Annotated in this window: 22 protein-coding genes, 3 tRNA genes and 1 riboswitch; of the genes, 6 read left to right on the top strand and 19 right to left on the bottom strand. The window is 60.2% G+C overall.

All coding sequences use genetic code 11. From position 1 onward, the window contains the following. Positions 1-9: 9 nt before the first annotated feature. From NMA58_RS06430 to NMA58_RS06395, 8 genes are all read right to left on the bottom strand, one after another. Positions 10-1,173: an NADH-quinone oxidoreductase subunit E gene (locus tag NMA58_RS06430; RefSeq protein ID WP_285192879.1), complete on the bottom strand. Its 1,164-nt coding sequence runs from the start codon at positions 1,171-1,173 to the stop codon at positions 10-12. Between the two features lie 16 nt (positions 1,174-1,189). Next, the gene (locus tag NMA58_RS06425; RefSeq protein WP_085777776.1) at positions 1,190-1,462 is read right to left on the bottom strand and encodes a hypothetical protein; all 273 of its coding nucleotides are present in this window, start codon (positions 1,460-1,462) and stop codon (positions 1,190-1,192) included. After that, positions 1,462-2,652: an NADH-quinone oxidoreductase subunit D gene (locus tag NMA58_RS06420; RefSeq protein ID WP_097598371.1), complete on the bottom strand. Its 1,191-nt coding sequence runs from the start codon at positions 2,650-2,652 to the stop codon at positions 1,462-1,464. The genes NMA58_RS06425 and NMA58_RS06420 overlap by 1 nt, the downstream gene beginning before the upstream one ends. 66 nt (positions 2,653-2,718) lie before the next feature. After that, positions 2,719-3,321: an NADH-quinone oxidoreductase subunit C gene (locus NMA58_RS06415; protein WP_434712747.1), complete on the bottom strand. Its 603-nt coding sequence runs from the start codon at positions 3,319-3,321 to the stop codon at positions 2,719-2,721. An 18-nt stretch (positions 3,322-3,339) separates the two neighbouring features. Beyond that, complete coding sequence (locus NMA58_RS06410) at positions 3,340-3,924, bottom strand: NuoB/complex I 20 kDa subunit family protein (protein WP_064801815.1); 585 nt, start codon at positions 3,922-3,924, stop codon at positions 3,340-3,342. Continuing rightward, complete coding sequence (locus NMA58_RS06405; protein WP_010055493.1) at positions 3,915-4,280, bottom strand: NADH-quinone oxidoreductase subunit A; 366 nt, start codon at positions 4,278-4,280, stop codon at positions 3,915-3,917. The genes NMA58_RS06410 and NMA58_RS06405 overlap by 10 nt, the downstream gene beginning before the upstream one ends. A 247-nt stretch (positions 4,281-4,527) precedes the next feature. Next, a tRNA-Asp gene (locus NMA58_RS06400) sits at positions 4,528-4,604 on the bottom strand. A 51-nt stretch (positions 4,605-4,655) separates the two neighbouring features. Further along, positions 4,656-4,732 (bottom strand) — tRNA-Asp (locus tag NMA58_RS06395). 412 nt (positions 4,733-5,144) lie between these two features. On the opposite strand from NMA58_RS06395, the gene NMA58_RS06390 reads away from it, so the two are divergent. Both NMA58_RS06390 and NMA58_RS06385 read left to right on the top strand, forming a co-directional pair. Beyond that, positions 5,145-5,220, top strand: a tRNA-Val gene (locus NMA58_RS06390). 311 nt (positions 5,221-5,531) lie between these two features. Continuing rightward, a complete protein-coding gene (locus tag NMA58_RS06385; RefSeq protein ID WP_085777772.1) occupies positions 5,532-5,744 on the top strand; it encodes a hypothetical protein in 213 nt (70 codons plus the stop codon). A gap of 24 nt (positions 5,745-5,768) precedes the next feature. Here the strand turns inward: NMA58_RS06385 and NMA58_RS06380 are convergent, their stop codons facing one another. Together NMA58_RS06380 and NMA58_RS06375 are read right to left on the bottom strand one after the other, a co-directional pair. Continuing rightward, positions 5,769-6,317 (bottom strand): glutathione peroxidase, encoded by a 549-nt coding sequence (locus NMA58_RS06380; RefSeq protein ID WP_434712746.1) that lies wholly within the window; start codon positions 6,315-6,317, stop codon positions 5,769-5,771. 125 nt (positions 6,318-6,442) lie between these two features. Then, a complete protein-coding gene (locus tag NMA58_RS06375; protein ID WP_085777770.1) occupies positions 6,443-6,805 on the bottom strand; it encodes a hypothetical protein in 363 nt (120 codons plus the stop codon). 164 nt (positions 6,806-6,969) lie between these two features. On the opposite strand from NMA58_RS06375, the gene NMA58_RS06370 reads away from it, so the two are divergent. Beyond that, positions 6,970-7,575 (top strand): class I SAM-dependent methyltransferase, encoded by a 606-nt coding sequence (locus NMA58_RS06370; RefSeq protein ID WP_434712745.1) that lies wholly within the window; start codon positions 6,970-6,972, stop codon positions 7,573-7,575. Between the two features lie 5 nt (positions 7,576-7,580). Here NMA58_RS06370 and NMA58_RS06365 read toward each other — a convergent pair whose 3' ends face one another. Beyond that, entirely contained in the window at positions 7,581-7,982 is a 402-nt protein-coding gene (locus NMA58_RS06365) for a (R)-mandelonitrile lyase (protein WP_434712744.1), read from the bottom strand. 142 nt (positions 7,983-8,124) lie between these two features. Between NMA58_RS06365 and NMA58_RS06360 the strand changes: the two genes are divergently transcribed. Then, entirely contained in the window at positions 8,125-9,111 is a 987-nt protein-coding gene (locus NMA58_RS06360) for an aldo/keto reductase (protein WP_434712743.1), read from the top strand. 190 nt (positions 9,112-9,301) lie between these two features. On the opposite strand, the gene NMA58_RS06355 is transcribed toward NMA58_RS06360, so the two are convergent. The 6 genes from NMA58_RS06355 to clpP all read right to left on the bottom strand — a co-directional run bounded on the left by NMA58_RS06355 (position 9,302) and on the right by clpP (position 18,364). Then, positions 9,302-11,500, bottom strand: a complete 2,199-nt coding sequence (locus NMA58_RS06355) for an esterase-like activity of phytase family protein (RefSeq protein ID WP_434712742.1) — start codon at positions 11,498-11,500, stop codon at positions 9,302-9,304. Positions 11,501-11,579: 79 nt separating this feature from the next. Continuing rightward, complete coding sequence (locus NMA58_RS06350; protein WP_434713384.1) at positions 11,580-12,500, bottom strand: DMT family transporter; 921 nt, start codon at positions 12,498-12,500, stop codon at positions 11,580-11,582. Between the two features lie 83 nt (positions 12,501-12,583). Next, positions 12,584-12,735: riboswitch (FMN riboswitch) on the bottom strand. Between the two features lie 116 nt (positions 12,736-12,851). Next, complete coding sequence (gene hupB, locus NMA58_RS06345) at positions 12,852-13,127, bottom strand: DNA-binding protein HupB (RefSeq protein WP_003558438.1); 276 nt, start codon at positions 13,125-13,127, stop codon at positions 12,852-12,854. Positions 13,128-13,333: 206 nt separating this feature from the next. Continuing rightward, positions 13,334-15,751, bottom strand: coding sequence for an endopeptidase La (gene lon, locus NMA58_RS06340; protein WP_434712741.1), 2,418 nt, complete (start codon positions 15,749-15,751; stop codon positions 13,334-13,336). A gap of 403 nt (positions 15,752-16,154) precedes the next feature. Then, entirely contained in the window at positions 16,155-17,432 is a 1,278-nt protein-coding gene (clpX, locus tag NMA58_RS06335) for an ATP-dependent Clp protease ATP-binding subunit ClpX (protein ID WP_004680013.1), read from the bottom strand. Between the two features lie 302 nt (positions 17,433-17,734). Further along, positions 17,735-18,364, bottom strand: a complete 630-nt coding sequence (gene clpP / locus NMA58_RS06330; protein ID WP_038688182.1) for an ATP-dependent Clp endopeptidase proteolytic subunit ClpP — start codon at positions 18,362-18,364, stop codon at positions 17,735-17,737. Positions 18,365-18,759: 395 nt separating this feature from the next. Here clpP and NMA58_RS06325 point away from each other — a divergent pair, with 395 nt between their 5' ends. After that, positions 18,760-20,013, top strand: coding sequence for a GGDEF domain-containing protein (locus NMA58_RS06325; RefSeq protein WP_434712740.1), 1,254 nt, complete (start codon positions 18,760-18,762; stop codon positions 20,011-20,013). A 144-nt stretch (positions 20,014-20,157) separates the two neighbouring features. Continuing rightward, positions 20,158-21,402 (top strand): cytochrome P450, encoded by a 1,245-nt coding sequence (locus NMA58_RS06320; RefSeq protein WP_434712739.1) that lies wholly within the window; start codon positions 20,158-20,160, stop codon positions 21,400-21,402. Between the two features lie 61 nt (positions 21,403-21,463). On the opposite strand, the gene NMA58_RS06315 is transcribed toward NMA58_RS06320, so the two are convergent. Continuing rightward, on the bottom strand, positions 21,464-23,590 hold the full coding sequence (locus NMA58_RS06315) for a bifunctional diguanylate cyclase/phosphodiesterase (protein ID WP_434712738.1): 2,127 nt from the start codon (positions 23,588-23,590) through the stop codon (positions 21,464-21,466). A gap of 233 nt (positions 23,591-23,823) precedes the next feature. Then, positions 23,824-24,177 (bottom strand): cupin domain-containing protein, encoded by a 354-nt coding sequence (locus tag NMA58_RS06310; RefSeq protein WP_434712737.1) that lies wholly within the window; start codon positions 24,175-24,177, stop codon positions 23,824-23,826. Positions 24,178-24,220 lie beyond the last annotated feature (43 nt).

The following is a 24,220-nucleotide window of genomic DNA, read 5'->3' as shown; positions in this document are numbered from 1 at the left end:
CTTCACCTCTTACCGCGGCTTCTTGCCGAAGACCTTGATATATTCCGCTTCGCCGCCCTTGGCGAGCGCCTTGGCCTGCTTGACCCAGTCGTCACGCTCGATGCGGCCGCGGAAATTCAGGTAGCCATCGACCCATTCGCGCTCGGCCTTCTTCCAGCCTGCGACCTGCGAGAAGGTGAAGATGCCGATTTCATTCAATGTCGCCTCGATCTTCGGACCGACGCCGGAGATCATCTTCAGGTCATCCGGTGCGGCGGGCTTTTCGATGCCGGCTGGACGGTTCTTGTCAGTCAGGCTGGGCTTGGCCGCCGGAGCGGTTTCGGCCTTGGCCGCAGCAAGCGCCGGCTCGGCAGGCGCCGTGCCGGAAACCGGCTGCTGCGCGGCTGCCTTGGCATTCTTCGCTGCTGCCTTCGGCGCCGTCGCCGGCGTCTTCAAGGCGGCATTGGTCTCGGCATCGGTGCTCTTCGGGCGGCCGGCCTCGGAGGGCGGGACCGGCGCGCCGTCGACCGGTGCCGACACGGTTTCGGTATCGGCCTTCTTGGCGCGTGTCCTTGCCTTCGGCTCTTCCGTCGTCAGCGAGGTCGGGCCGCCTTCAGGTGCTGAGAATATCCGGTCGATCTGGGTGCCCGGCTTGATGCTCGCGCCATTGCCGGCGGCAAAGGTGTCGATGATCTCTTCGAGGCGCTCCGGCGTCAGGTCTTCGTACGTGTCCTTGCCGATCATCACCATCGGGGCGTTGACGCAGGCGCCAAGACATTCGACCTCTTCCCAGGAGAGCGTGCCTTCGGCATTGCGCTCGAAGGGGTGCACGTGGATCTTGCTCTTGCAGACCGACATCAGCGCTTCCGAGCCGCGCAGCATGCAGGGCGTCGTGCCGCAGACCTGGACATGGGCGCGCGTGCCGACAGGATGCAGCTGGAACTGCGTATAGAAGGTCGCGACCTCGAGCACTCTGATATAGGCCATGTCGAGCATGTCGGCGATCTTTTCGATCGCCGCGCGCGTGACCCAGCCGTCCTGTTCCTGCGCCCGCATCAGCAGCGGAATGACCGCCGACTGCTGGCGGCCGGCGGGGTATTTCTGGATCGTCTTGTCCGCCCAGACCGCATTTTCATCGCTGAAGGCGAATGCGGCAGGCTGAAATTGATCTTCGGCTAATCGACGAACGGACATTCTTCCTCACGCCTTGTCAGTTTAGGGTTCCACACCGCGAAGCGGTCAAAGACTGCATTTCGCAGGCATAGGCCGACTGGTCTTTCTGCATAAATACGACGAATTTGCTGCCATTCGGAATGGCGGCCTTGATCTGATAGCCCTTGGACAAAAGCTCGCCCATGGACGATTGCTGCCCCGGCGGCGTCACTTCCTTATGACCCAGCGGCGTGCCGAGGGTGTCGGCCTCCTGGGCCGAAACCCCGGATGCCGCAAGAAGAATTGCGACGGCCAGCGGCAGAAGCTGCATCAGCGGTCCACCTCGCCGAAGACGATATCGAGCGAGCCAAGGACAGCAGCGACGTCGGCGAGCTGATGGCCGCGGCACATGAAGTCCATCGCCTGCAGATGGGCGTAACCCGGAGCGCGGATCTTGCAGCGATACGGCTTGTTCGAGCCGTCGGAGACGAGATAGACGCCGAACTCGCCCTTCGGCGCCTCGACGGCGGCATAAACCTCGCCGGCAGGCACGTGGTAGCCTTCGGTGTAGAGCTTGAAATGGTGGATCAGCGCCTCCATCGAGCGCTTCATCTCGCCACGCTTCGGCGGCACGACCTTGCCGTCGATCGACGAGAAAGGACCGGTCTTCGCATCCGAGAGCAGGCGATTGACGCACTGCTTCATGATGCGGACCGATTGGCGCATCTCGATCATGCGGATCAGGTAGCGGTCGTAATTGTCGCCGTTCTTGCCGATCGGGATGTCGAATTCGAGATCGGAATAACATTCGTAGGGCTGGGCGCGACGCAGGTCCCAAGCAGCGCCCGAACCGCGCACCATGACGCCGGAGAAGCCCCAGGCCCAGCAATCTTCCAGAGAGACGACGCCGATGTCGACGTTGCGCTGCTTGAAGATACGGTTGCCGGTCAAAAGGTCGTCGATGTCGTCGAGCGCCTTCAGGAACGGATCGCACCAGTCGCCGATGTCCTGCACGAGCTTTTCCGGCAGATCCTGGTGGACGCCGCCGGGACGGAAATAAGCCGCATGCATGCGCGAGCCGCTGGCGCGTTCATAGAACACCATCAGCTTTTCACGCTCTTCGAAGCCCCAGAGCGGCGGTGTCAGCGCGCCGACGTCCATGGCCTGCGTCGTAACGTTCAAGAGATGTGAGAGGATGCGGCCGATTTCCGAGTAGAGAACGCGGATCAGCTGACCACGGATCGGGATCTGGATACCGAGCAGCTTTTCCACGGCCAGCGCATAGGCATGCTCCTGGTTCATTGGCGCGACATAGTCGAGGCGATCGAAATAGGGCACCGCCTGAAGATAGGTCTTGGTCTCGATCAGCTTCTCGGTGCCGCGATGAAGCAAGCCGATATGCGGATCAACCCGCTCCACAATTTCGCCGTCAAGCTCCAGGACAAGACGAAGAACGCCGTGCGCCGCCGGATGCTGCGGTCCGAAATTGATGTTGAAGTTACGGACGTTATGTTCTGTCATGGCGATGAGCTCGCGTTCTCAGATAACCAGTGAATGACGGGCGCAGAGCCCGCCAGCCGCCTTGAACTATTGTTTCGCTTTTTCGTCGCCGGGAAGCACATATTCCGTGCCTTCCCATGGCGACATGAAGTCGAAGTTGCGGAATTCCTGCTTGAGTTCCACCGGCTCGTAAACGACGCGCTTCGCGGCGTCGTCATAACGAACTTCGACGAAACCAGTGGTCGGGAAGTCCTTGCGCAAAGGATGACCTTCGAAACCATAGTCGGTCAGGATGCGGCGCAGGTCCGGATGGCCGGTGAAGAGCACACCGTACATGTCCCAAGTCTCACGCTCGAACCAGTCGGCGCCGGGATAGATGGGGCAAGCAGACGGAACCGGCGTATCCTCGTCGGTCGCGACCTTGACGCGGATGCGCAGGTTCTTCTTCGGCGACAGCAGATGATAGACGACGTCGAAACGCAGTTCGCGCTGCGGCCAGTCGACGCCGCAAATGTCGATCAGGCTGACGAAACCGCACTTGGCGTCGTCACGCAGGAAGGTCAGGAGCGGGATCAGGTTTTCACCCGTCGCCGTCAGCGTCAGCTCGCCGTACTTCATCTGCGAGGCGACGATCAGGTTGCCGCGCGCTTCGCCAAGATAGGAGGCAAGCTCAGTCAGGGCTTCACTCATATGCCTTGTCCTTAACCCTTAGCGTTCGATCGTGCCGGTGCGCCGGATCTTCTTCTGCAGCAGAAGCACGCCGTAAAGCAGTGCCTCCGCCGTGGGGGGACAGCCCGGCACGTAAATATCGATCGGCACGACACGGTCGCAGCCGCGAACAACCGAATAGGAATAGTGATAGTAGCCGCCGCCATTAGCACAGGAGCCCATCGAGATGACATAGCGCGGCTCAGGCATCTGGTCGTAAACCTTGCGCAGAGCCGGCGCCATCTTGTTAGTCAGCGTGCCGGCGACGATCATCACGTCGGACTGGCGCGGCGAAGCGCGCGGCGCAAAACCAAAGCGCTCGACGTCATAACGCGGCATGGAGAGCTGCATCATTTCGACAGCGCAACAGGCAAGACCAAAGGTCATCCACATCAGCGAGCCGGTACGGGCCCAGTTGATCAACTCGTCCGTCGAGGTGACGAGGAAACCCTTGTCGGCGAGTTCGTTGTTGATCTCGCCGAAAAATGCGTCGTTGCTGCCGATCGGCTTGCCGGTCGACGGATCAATGATCCCCTTCGGCTGCGGCGCGACGAGCGGCTGGTTGCTCACAGGGGTCACTCCCATTCCAGGGCTCCCTTCTTCCATTCATAGATAAAGCCGATGGTCAGCACGAGGAGGAAGACCATCATGGACCAGAAGCCGAACCAGCCGATGGCGCCGAAGGAAACGGCCCAGGGGAAGAGGAAGGCGACCTCGAGGTCGAAGATGATGAAGAGGATCGACACGAGGTAGAAGCGGATGTCGAACTTCATGCGGGCGTCGTCGAAAGCGTTGAAACCGCATTCGTAAGCCGAGAGCTTTTCCGAATCGGGCGCTTTGAAAGCCACGGCGAACGGCGCAATGAGCAGCGCCAGGCCGATAACGAGCGCAATGGCGATGAAGATAGCGATCGGAATATAGGAACTGAGCAGTTCAGTCATCATGTTCATCCTTGCTTGCCGGGGGCGCCAGGCGGCGCATTTGGGCAATTGCCCGACAAGCGAACGTGCGTTGCAACAAGCCGTGGTTAGCGCAGCCGACGCCGCGGCGCAAGACTTTTACAGAGGCAATTCGACGCGTCGCGGGCGGACATTATCAAGCAGATGCAACGATGTCGCGACAAATCCGCAGAAGTCGATTCAAGCTGCATGCCTGACCCCTGGAAACTGCATGGCTTTCGGAAGAGAATGGCGCGAGTGACGGGGCTCGAACCCGCGACCTCCGGCGTGACAGGCCGGCACTCTAACCGACTGAGCTACACCCGCGCATGACGGACGGAAGAGCCGGACGGCGGCGACTGAACGCCTGCTTTGAAATGGCGCGAGTGACGGGGCTCGAACCCGCGACCTCCGGCGTGACAGGCCGGCACTCTAACCGACTGAGCTACACCCGCACTTCATTTCAAGCAATCCGGATGCCTTCGCACCCTCACCAAAACGGCTGGCCGTTTCGATGAGCGGCTAACTACGGGGTTCGCCTTTTAGTGTCAAGCAGGTTTGGAGACAAAACCATGACAGTCGTTGAATTGTTTCGGCAAAGCCGCTGCAGGAAGAACGGAAAGCCGGCAATTCCAACCTCCGCAGCCGTAGCGAGGCACGATCGGAGCCGACAGCGCAGGCAAAATGCATAAGCCCGCGGCTCCCCCTCCCCTTTATCCACAGGCCGACCGAGCCCGTTCGGCAGCGCAGACGAGCAGACCACCGCCAAAAAAATCAAAAATTCTTCACAAACACTCTTGCGGTTTTGCCGCGATCCGCATAGATCACGGCCACCAACGCAGCAGGCCAATCGGCTTCGCCAGCGATGGGCGATTAGCTCAGTTGGTAGAGCGCCTCGTTTACACCGAGGATGTCGGGAGTTCGAGTCTCTCATCGCCCACCATTTTTCCTCTTGAGTTTCGAAGAGTAATGTCGAGCCGCAGTGATCTGCCGCGGATTGGCGCAATGCAGCTATCTGCCTCTGCAGAAGCTGTCTTACATGAACGCGACCCGACATTCGGCAAGACATTCCGGCACAGCATAGCTGTCCGGCAGGTCAAATGCGGCGCCGTCTGGGAAGCCAGGTTCCACCAAAACGGACTACTCCAGCCTCCGCGCACCTCCTATTGGGCGAATGGATGAGGGCGGGCAAAAATGAGACTATTCGTCGCCCGGAAGTCTCCGCGCTTGAAGGCTTACCGCGCCGGGGGTACCATGAGAACTCTATGCTCCGCATTGACGCTGTGCATTGCGATTGCCCTTTGCACGCCAAGCTCCATCTATGTCAGCCTGCCCGGATACGCCTTCAAGACGAATCCGAAATGCCAGCGCCACGTACCGAAGACGAAGTTTGACAGAAGGTGCGACCAGCCGATACTGGGCTTCAAGGACTTTACGCCTCCGCTTGTGACCGTCCTCGGGATCTGAAGATCCTGCTCGGCTGCCGGCAAATCATCCCTTCGCCAACTCCTGATCCACCGCCGAAACCAGCCGCGAATCATCTGCCGTCACATCGGGCGCGAAGCGGGCGGCGACTTTGCCGTCGCGGCCGATCAGGAATTTTTCGAAATTCCAGAGAATGTCGTCCTCGTCGCCGCCTGATATCCCGTGGGCATTCAGGCGTTCGCGCATCGGACCCTCGCCCGTCGTGTTCACGCCTGATTTGGTCAGCTGCCGATAGAGCGGGTGCTGGGCCTCGCCCTTGACCGAGATCTTAGAAAAGATCGGGAAGGTGACGTCGTAGGTGGTGGTGCAGAAATCGAGGATCTCGGCGTCCGTGCCTGGTTCCTGGCCCTTGAAGTCGTTGGCGGGGAAAGCGGCGATGACGAAGCCGCGCCCGCGCTTTTCGCCATAGAGTCTTTCGAGCCCCTCATATTGCGGCGTGAGCCCGCATTTCGAGGCGACGTTGACAATCAGAAGCACCCTGCCCTTGTATTCATTCAGCGTGGTCTGTCGACCATCCACCGTCTTGACCGGAATATCCAGCACATTGCCCGTCATGGGAACCTCCAATTGGCACGGATCGTTCCGGGAGCTTAGCAATATCGCCGTCATTGTCATCAGGGTGAAGACCAACTCGGCGTCAGCATCCCGGCGTCGCCGTTTGGCGACACCGGGATAGCCCGTCAGGCGGGCGAGGTTTCCCGTACGTCATCGAGTAGGAAATGGACGACGAGATAATCCGTCTTGTAGTGGCGGCCGCTGTCCGAGACGGATTCGACGCTGCCACCATCCTTTGGATGCCAGGGATGATAATGAGGGTTGGTGGTGATGAGCGTGATGGCCTTGCCGGCGAACGGTCCTTCGCCCAAGCGGAAGCGCATCTCGGCGAGCGGCCAGATTCGCTCGTAATCTTCCATGGCGATGCGCGCCTTCAGCGCTTTCCGGTGCAGCGGCTCGCCGGCGCCTGCTTCTGCGGATGATTCCAGCATCACTTCTTCGGCATGGGCAATGATTGCATTGAACTCTTCGGGCCACATCCGTCTCATGAAGTCGCTCCTCCCAGGGCTCTTTCGTCATTCACAGGCGAAACTTAACCTTTTGTCCGCAAGAAGCAAATTCTTGTCATGCCGTTGTCATCCGCCTCGGCTGCTCCTACGTTCCCCTCGAACCGCACAAGGGCCGTCAGCCGGCCCCAATCCCGAGATCAAAGATGAAGACACGTGAAGAAAGGCAGGCGTTGCGGGCGAGCATGCCGAGCACCCCGCTCAGCGCCCATCATATAGAAAACGCCCGGCTGCTGCCGGATCGGGGCGAACTGCTCTACCGGATCCCGAATGGCGGCATCGGTGTCGAGGTGGGGGCGGCCTTCGGCGAGTATACGGCGGAGATCCTGGAAAAGAATCGCCCGGCCCAGCTTTATCTCATCGATCCCTGGTCGATGGATCGCTACAGCTCCGGGCTCGACGCGATTCACACGAATTTCGCGGCCGAGATCGAGGCTGGCCGGCTGCACCTGATGCAAGGCACATCGCTCGACAAGCTCGCCGAATTCGAGGATGACTTCCTCGACTGGGCCTATATCGACACCGATCATTCCTTCGAGCTCACCTGGCAGGAGCTCCTGCTCTGCGAGAGGAAGGTGAAGCGCACAGGACGCATTGCCGGCCATGATTTCTGCACCGGCAACACCGTCAAACCGATCGTCTACGGTGTCGTCGAGGCGGTTACGAAATTCTGCAAGGATTATGCCTGGCAATTCGAATTCCTGACGGTCGAATCACACGCGCATTTTTCCTATTGCCTGAAGCGCCTTTGATCAGTTCACGCCTTGCCGGAATATTGTTCGTCGCTGACCTTTTCCATCCAGTCGACATGGCTGCCGTCCAATGCCTCGTGAATGGCAATATGCGTCATCGCCGTGTCCGGGCCGGCGCCGTGCCAGTGTTTTTCGCCCGGCGCAAACCAGACGGTGTCGCCGGCGCGAATCTCGCGAATCTCCCCGCCCCAGCTCTGGGCAAGGCCCTTGCCTGAGGTGACGATCAGCGTCTGGCCGAGCGGATGCGTGTGCCAGGCCGTGCGGGCTCCGGGTTCGAAGGTGACGGAGATTGCCTTCACCCTTGCCGGCGTCGGCGGCTCGATCAGCGGATCCTGCCGAACGGCGCCGGTAAAATAGTCGGCCGGCGGCTTCGTCGAGGGGCTGGAGCCAGCGGGTTTGATCTCCATGATCGTTCCTTTCCATCCAATAGCGTTGAAGCCTTGTCTCCGGACGATATTTGATCGAGGCGACCGATCAAGACCGGATCGGCAATTGCCGCACAGTTGCCCGCCTGATAGGCCAGTGTCTTTCATAACCTAGGAGATGTTCATGAAACACCATGCTTTTGGCCGCATGCCGTTCACCGTCACCAATGTCGGCTTCGGCGCCTGGCAAATCGGCGGCTCCTGGGGCAATATCAGCGAGGCGGACGGGCGGGCGGCGCTGAACGCCGCGCTCGATGCCGGTATGACGTTCATCGACACGGCGGATGTTTACGGCGACGGCCGCTCGGAAAAGATCATTGCCGATGTTCTGAAGACGCTCGGCGGCGAGCGCCCGATGGTCGCAACCAAGGCAGGCCGCCGCCTCAACCCACATGTCGCGGAAGGATATACCAAGGCCAATCTCCAAGGCTTCATCGACCGCAGCCTCAAAAACCTCGCGGTCGACAGCCTCGATCTCGTGCAGTTGCACTGCCCGCCGCGCGAGGTGCTTTACCTGCCTGAGGTCTTCGAGGGCCTCGACGCACTGCAGAAGGCCGGAAAGATCAAGGGTTATGGCGTTAGCGTCGAAAAAGTCGAGGACGGGCTGAAGGCCATCGAATATCCCGGCGTCGTCAGCGTCCAGATCATCTACAACATTTTCCGTCAGCGCCCCGACCATCTGTTCTTCGAGGAAGCACGTCGCAGGAATGTGGCGATCATCGCGCGCGTGCCGCTGGCAAGTGGTCTTCTCTCCGGCAAGATCAGCCGCGAGACGCAGTTTGCCAGCGACGACCATCGCAATTTCAACCGCCACGGCGAAGCTTTCGACGTCGGCGAGACCTTTGCCGGCGTACCTTTCGAGGTCGGGCTGCAGGCGGTCGAGGAAGTGCGCAAGCTGGTGCCGGCCGGCGTCACTATGGCCGCCTTCGCGTTGCGTTGGATCCTGATGGCTGAAGCCGTCACCGTCGTCATCCCCGGCGCCCGCAATGCCGAACAGGCCAAGGCAAACGCGGCCGCCGCCGATCTCGCGCCGCTTTCGGCCGATGTCATGTCTGCGACGCGTGAAATCTACGAGCGGCTGATCGCGCCGCATGTGCATCAGCGCTGGTAAGGCTGGAGCGAGTCGCTTTTTTTTGAAGGCTGCAGCGAGCCGAGAGCGGCCCGTCATCCGGCTGCCGCCACCGTCTCCCCGCAAGCGGGGCGAAGGGATATGCCGCACGTGCTTCCTTCACCTCGACGTTGCGCTTGGCACGTCCCCTCGCCCCGTTTTAACGGGGCGAGGGTTAGGTGAGGGGCAACCTTCAGTTCGTGGCACTCAGCTCGACCGGAAAGAACAAGGTCTCGCCGGAAGAGTCGCTCACACCGTCATTATCGGTGACAGCGTAAGGCTTGCCCGATGCGTCGAAGGTGAAGCCTTCGAGCTTGTCGAGCACATAGCCGTTGGTCGCCGTCTTCAGTTCGTCGAGGAAGTCGTGTGCTTCGGCCTTCTTCACGACCGGCAGTTCGGCCCCGAGCTTGGCTGGCTTCAGTTCCGAGATCGCCACCTTGTAAAGCTTCTTCAGCCTGGCGGCGTCGCCGACGAGGTTGTCGCGCTCGATGATGTAAACGTTGTCGCCGTCGGCGGAGATCTCAGACAGGCCGACCCAGCCGCTTTCCGTCTTGTCGAGCGGATAGCGCACGGCGCCCCATTCCTTTTTCTTCGGATTGTAGGAGACGAGCTTGACGAAGCCCTTCTCGTCGTCACCCCACTCGCGCTGGACGACCATCCACAACGTGGCATCGTCGCCGGTGCCGACAATGGTGACACCCTCGAAGCCGTAGCGAATTTCGTTGGCGGCGAGTTCCCTAGGCAGAGCAATCTCGGCCTTGATGTCGCCCTTGGCATTGACGTTGTAGAGCGCATGCGGGACGAGGCGCTCGCTGTTTCCTTCCGAGGCGAGCCAGAAGGAGCCGTCGGCTGCGACCGCAATGCCTTCGATGTCGAGCTTCTGGGCCGGAGCGCCGTCGCGCTTGACGACGAGGGCGTCGGTGATGACGGCCGGCTTCTTGGTTGCGTCGATCGTGTAGATCGTCGGCTGCGAGCCCAGAACGCTGTCGCTGACGGCGTAGAGCATGCCCGGTTTTCCGGGAACGGCGGCGAGACCCGAAAGGGCTGCGAAACCGATCGGATTGCCGTCCTTCTCGGCGGAGACGATCTGCGGATAGGCTTTTTCGCCTTCCGAGCGCTCGTAGATCATTACGTGCGAGCGCACTCCGCCGTCCTGGCCGAGATCGAGTTCATTTGCGGTCGCAAAGAGATTACGCTGGGGGATAGCGACCCCGCCTTCCGGCGAAATGCCCGACGGCAGAAGCTGCACGAGTTCGGGGTCGGCGCCGGTATCCTTATAGACGCCGACGACCGAGGCGCGCTCGGCAAGCAGGAAGAAATACTGGTCATCGCCGAACTTGGCGGCTTCGAGGCCTTCCGGCTCGACGCCCTTCGATCCCGAACGGCTTTCCGGATAATGGCCGATATGGGCGACGGCGCGTTCGAAGGATGCGCCCGATTCGTAGAGGACCTTGCCCGTCTTGTCGAAGATGGTGAAGCCGCGCGAGCCGCCCTGATAGTCGCCTTCATTGGCGACGACGAGGCGGTTGTCGTCCAGCCACTTCACGGCATCCGGCTCGCGCAGGACGCCTTTCGATTCGCTCGAGAATTTCAGGGCGCCGTCGCGCTTCGTGTCGATGCCGGAGAGATCGACGCTGCCGGCGGTAAAGTGGGTCTTCACCTGAGCCGTGTTGGCATCGATGATGACGATCTCGTTATTTTCCTGCAGCGTGAGCGCAATCTCGTTCTGCCCGTTGAAGGCCACGAATTCCGGCTCCGGATCTTCAGGGGCAACACCGGCGAGACCGTTCAGCGCCACATGCTTGATGGCGCCGCAGTCGACGGTGCCGTTGTTGACCTGGAAAACGGCGAGCTCGCCGGCCGGCATCTGCGGGATCTTGCCGTCATTGACCTCTTCGTCGCGTTCGTTTTCGATCGCGATGGCGCCGAGCGTCTTGTCCTTGTTGAGGGCAATCGAATCCGGCTGGCCACCGAGATCGCAGATGTTCTCGATCTTCTTCGTCGCCACGTCGACGATTGCGAGACGGCCTGAGGGCTTGGCCTTGCTTTCGGAGGTGTTGACGGCAACCAGCGCCTTGCCGGCGCTCGAGCTAACCGATGTCGGCTCGCCATCCATCATCAGCGCGCCGGCGGCTTTCGGGGCCTTGGCGTCGGTAATGTCGATGAAGCCGATCGCGCCGAGCGGACTGTCGCTATAGATCAGTGTGTTGCCGTCGTCGGTCGCGGTGATGATTTCCGCGGATGTCGGCGACAGCTTGTCCTTGTCAGCAGGCAGGTTCTGGGCGACCGGGAAGGAGGCGATGCGGTTGAAAACCGGCTCGGCCGCGGCCGGGACGGCAACGGATGCGAGAAGCACGGCAGCGAGCGCTGCCTTGCGCGATAAAATTGTCATGAAATCCCCCAATGTCGAAAGATCGAACAGAGGGGTTTTGCGGGACTGCCATGACAGAGACATGACAGTCCGCGAGTTTTCAGAGGTTTACATCGGCCCCTTCCCCTTCCCGGCGCATCTCATTTCGCATGATGAAGAGCGACGCTGAAAGGATGAGCGCGGCTCCCAGCCAGAGATAACCGGCCGGCGCATAGCCAAAGAACAGCCAGCCGGCGAGCACGTTCAGCGGCAGCTTCAGGTCGTCGAATGGTTGGACATAGGCGGCATCGGCGCTGGCATAGGCAAGGGTCAGCAGATATTGCGCCACGACCGTCAGGAGGCCTGCCACAAGGAAGAGCGCCAGCGTCGTGCCCGTCGGCACCGCGAAGTCCGCCGCAAGCGCCAGGCCGGCGTTGACCGGCGTCAACAGCACTAACAGCCAGACGGTAATCGTTTCCGGTCTTTCGATGCCGGTCAGGCTCTTGGTGATGAGCGAGGAGGCGCCCCAGAGCAGCGCCGAGAGCACCGGCAGGAGGGCAGCCCAGGTGAAACTATCAGACCATGGCTGGAGGATGATCATCGCGCCAGCAAAGCCGACACCGGTCGCTGCCCAGCGTGCCGGGCCGACGCGCTCACCGAGGAACAGGCGGGCGCCGAGGATAATGAAGAAGGGCGAGGTCATGACCAGCGCGATCGCCTGCCAGATCGGCACTGAGGCAAGACCGGAAACCCAGGCCTCGACACCAAGCGCGGCAAAGAGGACGCGCACGACGTGCCGCCGGGGATAGTCGGTACGCATCGCCGCAAGGCCTGATTTGCGCAGGAAGGGCAAGGAGAAGAGGAAGGCGAAGCCATATTGCCAGAAGGCTGCGGAGGCTGGCGGAAAGGCGAGTTTCATGGTTAGCCACTGGGTGACGACGTTGAGCAGCGAGAAGGCCACGCCTCCAAGCACCATGAAAGCAGCGCCGGCAAAGGCGCGAGAACGCGGGACTGCAAGGGAATTCTGATTCATGTCTTTTATCCAAAAAAGGGACCAACATAAATCAGGACGCATGAGGCGACGGCGCGCAGGAGCCGGCAGTCCCCCTGCCCGCTCACGGCCATGCTCATTCTCTTTCTTCCGGACTATACCGTCGGCTCCGGAATCGCACCGGATCTGCTGACCCTTCCCCGGCCGAAGCTTGAGAAGGCGCTCGCGGGCTCGGGCCACAGCCCTTACCGCCGGTGGGGACTTTCACCCCGCCCTGAGAACAGCATTGTTGGTAAGACAAAGCGCTGCATACGGCAAGCGGCAAAACAAAAGGGGTCCGGCAGCGCCGAACCCCTCGAAAACCTGCTCAGCCGTTCTCGTTTACGGCCGGCGGATGATGAATCAGCCGTTGACGGCGTCCTTCAGGCCCTTGCCGGGCGTGAACTTCGGCACGTTGCGGGCCGGAATGTCGACTTCAGCGCCGGTCGACGGGTTGCGGCCCTTCGTTGCAGCGCGATGAGAAACGGTGAAGCTGCCGAAACCAGCGAGGCGGATATCGCCCTTGTTCTTGAGTTCGGCCTGGACAACGTCGAAAACCGCGTCAACAGCGGAAGCCGCGTCAGACTTCGTCAGTCCTGCCTTTTCGGCCACTGCGGACACGAGTTCATTCTTGTTCATGTTTCCACCCCTTTCTAAATGGTATGAAACGACTCAAATCTAAGCTAGGCGCAGAATAGGTTTCATCAGGCCCGCCGAAAACCCAAAAGCCCTGCAAATCAAGGAAAAGCAAGCGTCTCCATGACGTTTTCACAAAAAAGGCTGGCGTTTCCGCCAGCCTTTTTGCGTCTTTTGCTTCAATCGGGCATAAATGTGGCAAACGCCACTCAATGCGCTATGGTCGCGCCCGAATCGTCGAGACCTTCGACCGACGTGATGACGGGCGTTTCCACCGTGCCATCCCACTCGATCGGCTCCGGCCGACGGATCAGCGCATGCTTGATCACCTCGCCCATCCGCGAGACCGGGATGATCTCCATGCTGTTCTTCACGTTATCCGGAATCTCCGCCAGGTCCTTGGCGTTTTCTTCCGGAATCAGCACTTTCTTGATGCCGCCGCGAAGCGCCGCAAGCAGCTTTTCCTTGAGACCGCCGATCGGCAGCACCCGGCCGCGAAGGGTGATTTCACCGGTCATGGCCACATGCTTGTTGACCGGGATGCCGGTCATGATCGAAACGATGGCGGTTGCCATGGCGACGCCGGCCGACGGGCCATCCTTCGGCGTCGCACCTTCCGGCACGTGCACGTGGATGTCGTTCTTTTCGAACATCGGCGGTTCGATGCCGAAATCGACAGCGCGCGAGCGGACGTAGGAAGCCGCCGCCGAGATCGATTCCTTCATGACGTCCTTCAGATTGCCGGTAACCGTCATGCGGCCCTTGCCCGGCATCATCACGCCTTCGATGGTCAGCAGCTCGCCGCCGACTTCCGTCCAGGCAAGACCGGTCACGACGCCGACCTGATCCTCGCCCTCGGCTTCGCCATGGCGGAAGCGCGGGACGCCCAGATAGTCGGCGATGTTGGCGGCCGTCACGTGAACGGACTTCGTCTTGCCCTTGATGATCTCGGTGACCGCCTTGCGGGCGAGCTTCATCAGTTCGCGTTCGAAGCTGCGGACACCGGCTTCACGGGTGTATTGCTGACTGATCGCCATCAGGGCGTCGTCACTGACCGAGAACTCTTCCGGCTGCAACGCATGTTCCTTGATGGCCTTCGGCAGCAGGTGCCGCTTGGCGATCTCACGCTTTTCGTCCTCGGTGTAGCCGGCGATACGGATGATCTCCATGCGGTCCATCAAGGGCGCCGGAATGTTCAGCGTGTTCGCCGTCGTGATGAACATCACGTCCGACAGGTCGTATTCGACTTCCAGGTAATGGTCCACGAAGGTCGAGTTCTGCGCCGGATCGAGCACTTCGAGCAAGGCCGAGGACGGGTCGCCGCGGAAATCCATGCCCATCTTGTCGATCTCGTCGAGCAGGAAGAGCGGGTTGGACTTCTTCGCCTTCTTCATCGACTGGATGACCTTGCCGGGCATCGAGCCGATATAGGTGCGGCGGTGACCGCGGATTTCGGCTTCGTCGCGAACGCCGCCGAGCGCCATGCGGACATACTCACGGCCGGTCGCCTTGGCGATCGACTGGGCGAGCGAGGTCTTGCCGACGCCCGGAGGGCCGACGAGGCAGAGGATCGGGCCCTTGATCTTGGTGGCGCGAGCCTGCACGGCGAGATATTCGACAATGCGTTCCTTGACCTTGTCCAGACCGAAGTGATCGGCCTCGAGGATCTTCTCGGCATTGTTGAGGTCGGCCTTGATCTTCGACTTCTTGCCCCACGGAATGCCGAGCAGCCAATCCAGATAATTGCGCACGACCGTGGCTTCCGCCGACATCGGGCTCATCTGGCGCAGCTTCTTCAGCTCCGCCTCCGCCTTTTCACGGGCCTCCTTGGACAGCTTGGTCTTGGAGATGCGCTCTTCCAGTTCGCTCATCTCGTCACGGCCTTCCTCGCCGTCTCCGAGCTCCTTCTGGATCGCCTTCATCTGCTCATTGAGATAATATTCGCGCTGGGTCTTCTCCATCTGGCGCTTGACGCGCGAGCGGATGCGCTTTTCGACCTGCAGCACCGAGATCTCGCCTTCCATGAAGCCGAGAGCCTTTTCGAGACGCTGCTTGACGCTCGTCGTCTCCAGCATCTCCTGCTTCTCGGTGATCTTGATCGACAGATGCGAGGCGACCGTATCGGCGAGCTTGGAATAGTCGTCGATCTGGCTGGCGGCACCGACCACTTCCGGCGAAATCTTCTTGTTCAGCTTCACATAGCTTTCGAATTCTGAAACGACCGAGCGCGACAAAGCTTCCAGTTCGACCGGATCGTCATGGGGCTCCTCGAGCACATGGCCGAGCGCCTCATAGAAATCCTCACGGCTCGTATAAGTGTCGATCTCGGCGCGGGCGCGGCCTTCGACCAGAACCTTGACGGTGCCATCAGGCAGCTTCAGCAGCTGCAGCACGTTTGCCACGGTGCCGACATTGTGGATCGCCGAAGGGTCCGGATCATCGTCGCTGGCGTTGATCTGCGTCACCAACATGATCTGCTTGTCCGAGCCCATGACCTCCTCGAGCGCGCGGATCGACTTTTCCCGTCCGACAAACAGCGGCACGATCATATGCGGGAAAACCACGATGTCACGCAAAGGCAGAACAGGGTAGGCAGTGCTGCTCGCTACAGACGTTTTCTTCGTCATTTTTTATCCTTTCCATCGTCCCGTTGCCGGGCTCTTTGCACGGCCGCTTGGGATCAGCCGGCACTCTCACTTGGCCTACAAGTGGAGGTTCTTACTATGCTTTTCAAGCCACGCTAACGCCCTCGTTCCCCGTATATGACAGCTTCGTTACAACGGAACACCAGCACTATGAAACGCGTGGCTGGACCGGCGCTTACCACTTCCGACCCGGCTATATACAACGCCAGCAATACACTCACGGAATCACTGCATCATTGCCAAGCATCGCCCCTTGCGCAACATCGGCAAAGGCAAGCTCCAGTTCCCACCGGCAAAATACTAACAGCGCCTCGCATGGTTTTTCAAATAGAAAGGGGCTCGCCTATGGCAAGCCCCTTAAAATAACGGTGCGAAAACCATAAGATTACGCGGAAGCGTTGGCTTTCTCTTCCTGACGATCGGCATAGATGTAGAGCGGACGAGCCGAGCCGCGCACCACCTCCTCCGAGATGACCACCTCGCGCACGCCTTCCAGCGTCGGCAGTTCGAACATCGTGTCGAGCAGGATCTTCTCCATGATCGAACGAAGGCCGCGGGCGCCGGTCTTGCGCACGATCGCCTTGCGGGCGATTTCGCGCAATGCATCCTCGTGGAAGGTGAGTTCCACATCTTCCATCTCGAACAGCCGCTGATACTGCTTGATCAGCGCGTTCTTCGGCTCGGATAGGATCTGGATCAGCGCGTCCTCGTCGAGATCCTCGAGCGTCGCCAAAACCGGCAGACGGCCGATGAACTCGGGAATGAGGCCGAACTTGACCAGATCTTCCGGCTCCAGTTCGCGCAGGACTTCGCCGACGCGGCGGTCGTCCTGAGCTTTCACAGTCGCGCCGAAGCCGATCGAAGTCTTCTCGCCGCGGGCGGAGATGATCTTGTCGAGGCCGGCGAAGGCGCCGCCGCAGATGAACAGGATGTTCGTCGTGTCGACCTGCAGGAATTCCTGCTGCGGGTGCTTGCGGCCGCCCTGCGGCGGAACGGAAGCGACCGTGCCTTCCATGATCTTCAACAGCGCCTGCTGCACGCCCTCGCCCGAGACGTCGCGGGTGATCGACGGATTGTCGGACTTGCGCGAAATCTTGTCGACTTCGTCGATGTAGACGATGCCGCGCTGCGCGCGTTCGACGTTGTAGTCGGCCGCCTGCAGGAGCTTCAGAATGATGTTTTCGACGTCCTCGCCGACATAGCCTGCTTCCGTCAGCGTCGTCGCATCCGCCATGGTGAAGGGAACGTCGATGATGCGGGCGAGCGTCTGAGCCAGATAGGTCTTGCCGCAGCCGGTAGGGCCGACGAGCATAATGTTCGACTTCGCCAGTTCGACTTCTCCGTTCTTGGAGGCATGCGCCAGGCGCTTGTAATGGTTGTGAACGGCGACCGACAGGATCTTCTTCGCCTGCCGCTGGCCGATGACGTATTCGTCGAGGACCTTGATGATGTCCTGAGGCGTCGGGACGCCGTCGCGGGACTTGACCATCGAGGACTTGTTCTCCTCGCGGATGATGTCCATGCACAATTCGACGCATTCATCGCAGATGAAGACGGTCGGTCCGGCAATCAGTTTCCGGACTTCGTGCTGGCTCTTTCCGCAGAACGAACAATAGAGGGTGTTCTTGGAGTCGCCGCCGTTGCTGCCGCTGACCTTGCTCATATCACTTTCCTTCCAGCACGCCGCATTTCAAGGCGAAATCGCGGTCCACTCTATCAGCTCCTGGCGGCACTCCGTTTCCGGAGCCTTTGCCGAGAAGGGCTTCAGGGGCTACAAACCGGTCCCAATCAACCATGTCATGGTCCCGGTGGCAACGAATTCCCCTTCGAATGCCGAATGCTATGTCATAAAAATTCAACATAGCATTAATAGTTACTATTAGCGTCTTCGTCGCCAGTTGAAAGCCTTGTTCGATCACAAATGAGATAGAACTGTGGCGAGGAAAACACCATCCCAATTAATTACTAGGCCTGCTCGCCTTCCATCTCGAGGCGTGATGTCAGAACCTTGTCGATGACGCCCCAGCCCTGGGCCTCGTCCGCATCCATGAAATGGTCACGATCGAGCGTCTTTTCAACTTCCTCGTAGCTGCGGCCGGTGTGCTTGACATAGACCTCGTTCAGTCGGCGCTTCATCTTTAGGATGTCGCGGGCGTGGCGCTCGATATCCGAGGCCTGGCCCTGGAAGCCGCCCGAGGGCTGGTGAACCATGATGCGGGAATTCGGCGTGGCGAAGCGCATGTCTTTATGGCCGGCCGCCAGCAGCAGCGAACCCATGGACGCGGCCTGGCCGATGCAGAGCGTCGAAACCGCCGGTTTGATAAACTGCATCGTGTCGTAGATCGCCATGCCCGCGGTGACGACGCCACCGGGAGAATTGATGTAGAGAGCGATTTCCTTCTTCGGGTTTTCGGCCTCGAGGAAGAGAAGCTGGGCGCAGACGAGCGTCGCCATGTGATCCTCGACGGCGCCGGTCAGGAAGATGATGCGTTCCTTCAACAGACGGGAATAGATGTCGTAGGAGCGTTCACCGCGGTTGGTCTGTTCGACGACCATCGGCACGAGGGCCATTGCGGTATCAACTGGGTTTCTCATGTGCGTCCTTTGTCAACGTCATGCCGGCACGCCGGGAATCAAAGAAAATGTCTTATCCCTACATAGAGTGTCCCTGCCCTCCTCTTCAAGACACGCATTGGGATAACGTTAAGAAGACGGGCAAGGCCCCAGGGCTTGGGCGCCGACAGCCTCTTTCTCGCAAACGCCTGTCGGCCGCGAGCCCCCGATGTCGTCTCCCCTCGCTTTTCTCCATGACAGAATGAAGGAAAGGTTACTCCATTCGACAGCGCTCAAGCACGTTTACCCAACGGAAAGCCTATCGCCAGATACCGGCCGAAAATCATGCCGCAGTGCAACGACATTAAGGAAGTGGCGAGCTTCCTCCGCAAGGATGCGGGCCAACAGACAAGGTCGACGGGCAAGGGGTTGCTGCCGTGTTCAATATCGCTACAGGTCTCGCCATCTGGTGTTCGGAGGCCATGACGCTCGCTCTGGTGCTCTTCGTCGCTTGGCGCCACAATGTCAGAAATGAAGCCTATCTCTATTGGGGCCTGGGCTTCTTTCTGACCGCCATAGGCTTTGCGATGATCTCGCTGCGCAGCGAAATCCCCAGCCTGTTTTCCATCGAGGTGGGCAATGCCATCGCGCTGCTCGGCCAGAGCGCCTGGGTGGCGGGTTTTCTCGCACTCGACCGCAAGAAGATCGAATGGTGGGCTCTGCTGCCGCCGGCAATCTGGCTGGCCGGGGTCTTTCTGCCCTGGGTTAACACTGATTATTCCAACCGCGTCGTGCTTTATAATCTCGCTTCGGCGACGGGCGCCACGGCATTGGCCATGGCGGTCGCCGCCGGCGACATCCGCCGCGAGCGCACCCGCACTAAGCTTATGGGAGTGTTCGTCATCCAGGGCTGCCTGTGTTTCGGCTCGGCGCTGACGATGGCGGTTACGCTGCCGAGCGATATCGAGGCCACTAATCTCGGCGGCGTCTCGGCCATGGCAAGCGCCTTCCTGCTCACCATCGCCTTCGCGCTTACCTGTCGACTGGTGATGGAGCGCTCCGAACGGCATCTGCGCGCCATGACGCTGACCGATTCCCTGACCGGCGTGCTCAACCGCCGTGGCCTGCTCGGCTATTTCGAGTCCATCCAGGAGAGAGCCCATAGCGAGCAGCGGCAGGTCGCGGTGATCCTTTTCGACCTCGATCATTTCAAGCGCGTCAACGACCGTTTCGGCCATCAATCCGGCGACGCGGTGCTCACCGCCTTCGCGCGCATGGCCCGGCAATATATTCCAAACAACATTTTCGGCCGCATGGGCGGGGAAGAATTCGCCGCCTTCGCAGCTGTCGCGGATCAGACGGAAGCCGAGGCGATCGCCGAAGCGATCCGTACCGAATTCTGCCGCTTTCCCGTCAGCACTGGCGAAGCAATCGTTCCGGTCACGGTGAGCATCGGCATCGCGCTCGCCTCCTCGATCGAAGCCAATATCGACAAACTGATCTCAGCCGCCGACCGGGCTCTCTATGCGGCCAAGGCCGCCGGCCGCAATTGCACGGTCACCTTCGGCGAAGAGGAAGCGGCGGCTCCAGCGCCAGTCACGCCAAGCACCACCGCCGGCGAGCTCGTGCCCACGGTCGACGACCAGGTCGAGGCGCTGCGGCGCATGGGCACGCTGTCACGGGCCGGTTAGCCGCAAGTCTGAAACAGATTCATTCCCCAGGCTTATACAAAAATCTCGATATGGTCAGCGCGTCTGATCGGGCGTGCCCGGCTTCCGCCGGCCTTTCTCTCCCGCATCTTTTACAGGTCGGAGAAATCCGTTAAGCCTCAACGCATGACCATACCGCCCTTTCTCTCGATCGATCGCGCCAGCCGCCATGTCTCGCTGGATGCTCGCAACCCGGCCTTCTATGGCAATCCGAACGCCGTCTATGCGGCTCTTCACGCCCACTGCCCGACCTTTTACTGGGAGGAGCAGAAACAGTGGTTCTTCACCGGCTACGACCATGTGAACGGACTGTTGCGCGACCGCCGCTTCGGCCGGCAGATCCTCCATATCGCCAGCCGGGAGGAGCTAGGCCTCGCCGAGCCGATGCCGCATCTTGAAAGTTTCGATCTCTCGGAACGTTACTCCCTGCTCGAGCTGGAACCGCCGGAGCACACGCGTCTGCGCACGCTCGTCAACCGCGCCTTTGTCTCCCGCCATGTCGAGAAGATGAAGCCGGAGCTTGTCGAGCTTGCCAATCGGCTGATCGACGGCTTTGCGGAGAAGCGCGAAGTCGAGCTGCTCTCGGCTTTTGCCGACATCATCCCGGTGACGATGATTGCCCGCATGATCGGCATCCCCGAGGATATGGGGCCGCAGTTGCTCGCCTGGTCGCATGCCTATGTGCGCATGTACATGTTCGGCCGCACACGCCAGCAAGAAGAAGAGGCCGAACGGGCGGCCAGAGAATTTTCCGACTATGTCAGAGGGGCAATCGCCGAACGCCGGGCAGAGCCTCGCGATGACCTGCTGACCCACATGATCCGCACGGAGCACAAGGGCCAGTATCTCACTGAAGAAGAACTCATTTCAACGACGATCGTGTTGCTCAATGCCGGCCATGAAGCGACAGTGCACCAGATCGGCAACTCCGTGCACACCATCCTCAACAGCGGTCGAGATCCGGCAGAACTCTTCCGGGACGATGCGGCGACGGAGCGCACCATCGAGGAGACCCTGCGCATCTGCGCGCCCGTCCACATCTTCCAGCGCTGGGCGCTCGAGCCCGCGGAGATCGATGGCGTCTCCTTCCAGCGCGGCGACAAGGTAAACCTCATCCTCGCCGCCGCCAATCTCGACCCGGCGAAATTCACCGATCCCCTCGCCTTCCGGCCCGACCGCAACGAGGCGCCGAACCTCTCCTTCGGCGCCGGCATCCATTTCTGCATCGGCGCGCCATTGGCGCGGCTGGAACTTAACGTCGCGGTGCCGATCCTGTTCGAACGGCTTCCCAGCCTCAGGCTGGCAAAGACGCCCCTCGTCAAGGACGTCTATCATTTCCACGGGCTCGACCGCTTGGATCTCCGGTGGTGATCGGCACAGTATCCCAGATCGGCCGAAGTTCCGCCCAGCCTGCTGCCGCGATCTCGCGGCATTACGCTGCCTGTTCTTGAAGCCTGCTGGATATGTCGAGCGCCGACATCGGTTTTCCGATCAAATAGCCTTGCAGCTGGTCACAGCCGGCCTCCCGCAAGATCGCCGCCTGACGGCTATTCTCGATGCCCTCCGCCGTAACGGGAATCTGCAGAGCGGTCGCCAAAGAGATGGTCGCCTTGAGAACATCGGCGCCATTCGAGGCCTGGTCGAGAGCGGAGACCAGCGAGCGGTCGATCTTCATCCGATCAAAGCCGAACTGCCGCAATGCGCCGATGCTTGCATAGCCGCAGCCGAAGTCGTCGAGCGCGAATTTGATACCGACCTTTTTGAGGTGATCTATCGACCGACGCGCCTGATCCGGATTGGTCATGAGGACGCCTTCGGTGATTTCCAACGTCAGCCGCCTCGGATCGAAATCGAGTTCCTGCAGGAGGGAGATCACGTCGGCGGCAAATTCCGGATTGCAGAGCTGAACCGGCGAGACGTTGACGGACAGGGCCATACCTGGCCAATTTCTGGCGTGCTCGATCGATGTTTTCAGCATATGACTGCCGAGCGCATCGATGAGGCCGCATCTTTCGGCAAGGGGAATGAAAATTTCCGGACTGATATTTCCGGTCGCAGTCCGCCAGCGGGCGAGCGCTTCAAGACCGGTCACCGCGCCGGTCGTCGCAGAAACGAGAGGCTGGAATACGGCTTCGATCGCGCCATTGCTGATCGCACTCTTCAACAGAGCTTCCAGTTCGGCGATCCTTTGGCGCTCCCGATCCAGTTCGGGGTCATATTCGATCGCCCGGCCTTTGCCATTTTCCTTGGCGCGGTAGAGCGCCATATCAGCCCTGCGCAAAAGCTCCAGCGGCTCAATGTCTTCGTCACGGGCAGCAGCGCCGATGCTCGCTCCAACCTCGATCGTTCGCCCTTCAATTTTGAAGGGTTCGGCAAAAAGCGCCAAAATCGTGTCTTCTATCTCGTGACGCGGAGCAGTGCCGATCTGGACAAGAGCGAACTCGTCCCCCCCTAACCGAGCCGCAGCAACGACTTCGGGATGACAGGCGATCAGCGCCTTAGAGACCATCCGTATCAAATCATCCCCTACCGCATGGCCCCAGGCGTCATTGACCGCCTTGAACCCATCGAGATCGACCAGATAGAGCCTGGGCAGTGAAAGGTCCGAGCCTTCGAGGTCTTCCAACATGCAGAGAAGCCCATGCCTGTTCAGGAGGCCGCTCAGACTATCGTGATTGGCTTCGAAAATCGCTGCCTGCGCCAGTTGACGCAGACGCCGCGCCTCGGATGCGCCCACCAGCAGAACGCCGGCCAGGAATAGCACGAGGATGATGGTAGCGGCAGCAACAAAGGGATAGACCTGTTGGAACACAGCGCTTCCCGGCGCTTTGCTCGGCCAGACGAGATGGCCGATGACACCGCCCTTCATGTCCGTGATCGGCGTGTTGAGCAGACCTGGCTCGGGCGCTGCAGCAAGGCGCAAGCCCTCGAGTTCGTGTTCGTTTGACAGCGTATTGAGAACGTCCGAGTTGAACTCTTTGTAAAAGCTCAGCACGCTGAGCTTCGGAAGCTCGCCTTCTTTCTCGAAAGGCTGGATTGGCTGTGATGCGATGACAGCGATGCCGGTTTCCGTCTTAATGAAATTGACCACCGGCGCCTGTGGGAAATCGATGGCCGTATTGATCTGCCGGTAGAAAGCTTCGCCGAAAAAGGCGCTTGGCTGGAAGGGCTCGCCTTTGGCATAGGCGGAGACGATCGACGAGCGATCGGGACCGGTCACGATGGCACCGTCATACAGCGGGTAATCCTCGCTGGTCTTTCCCCAGTTCTCATAAGCCCAATCCGCGGCTCCGGGAGTTGCGATCGCCTTATAGGCATCATCCCATACGGCGTTGTCGGTTGTCGTCGCGCTCAGGCGGCTGACAAAGGCTGCGATCGCTGCGCGTGAGGCGCGACTGGCCCTGGCATCGTCGATTTCGTTCGCCGATCGGGTCATCGAGGCCACGACGTGGGCCATGAGGCCGGTCAGAACGAGCGCGACGACAAGGAAGAAAACGGTGGTCGCAATGATGAAAGACGTTTGGGTCCGAACGTGCCTACCCGCAAGATTCGACGACATGCCAATCCCGAAAAGATGAATTTCAAGGCCATGTCTATAGTGACGGCAGGAGACATCATGTCCGCAATGCGCTGCAGATAAGGTCTAGCACTTGACGATTTAGGTTCGATTAATAGGCAACATCAAATGCCTTTTATCGGCGGAGGGGAAGCGGTTATTGCAGGAGAAACGGGTCACAATCGCAGCAAAGCGGGACAGGCCCGCCAACGTGAGAGTCGGCTCTGAGCCGCTGTTCAGACCTTGATCACATAGTCCTTGCGAGTCGTTTCAACGACTTCCCAGGTTCCCTTGAAGCCCGGTCTCAAGATCATCCGGTCACCCGCCTTGAGATGAACCGGCTCACCGTCGTCCTCCGTGACGATCGAATGGCCTGACAGCAGGCTGAAATATTCCCACTCCTCGTAGACGATCCGCCATTTGCCGGGTGTTGCCTCCCAGATTCCGGAATAAAGACCGCCGTCGATCTCCTCCAGATTCCAGGTGCGAAATTGCGGATCGCCGGAGACGATCCGAGCGGCCTCCGGGGCGCCGAACTCGGGTTCGACGCCATCCATGTTGAAGGTGATGAAATTCGCCGCAACCATCATAAACCCTCCGTCGCCAGTGTCTTTCGCGGCAAACGTCTGCGCG

It is taken from the genome of Rhizobium sp. YTUHZ045 (assembly GCF_051124255.1).
Taxonomy (GTDB): domain Bacteria; phylum Pseudomonadota; class Alphaproteobacteria; order Rhizobiales; family Rhizobiaceae; genus Rhizobium.
The sequence above is the reverse complement of the archived record's forward strand: the minus strand, read 5'-3'. Positions and strand labels throughout refer to the sequence as shown.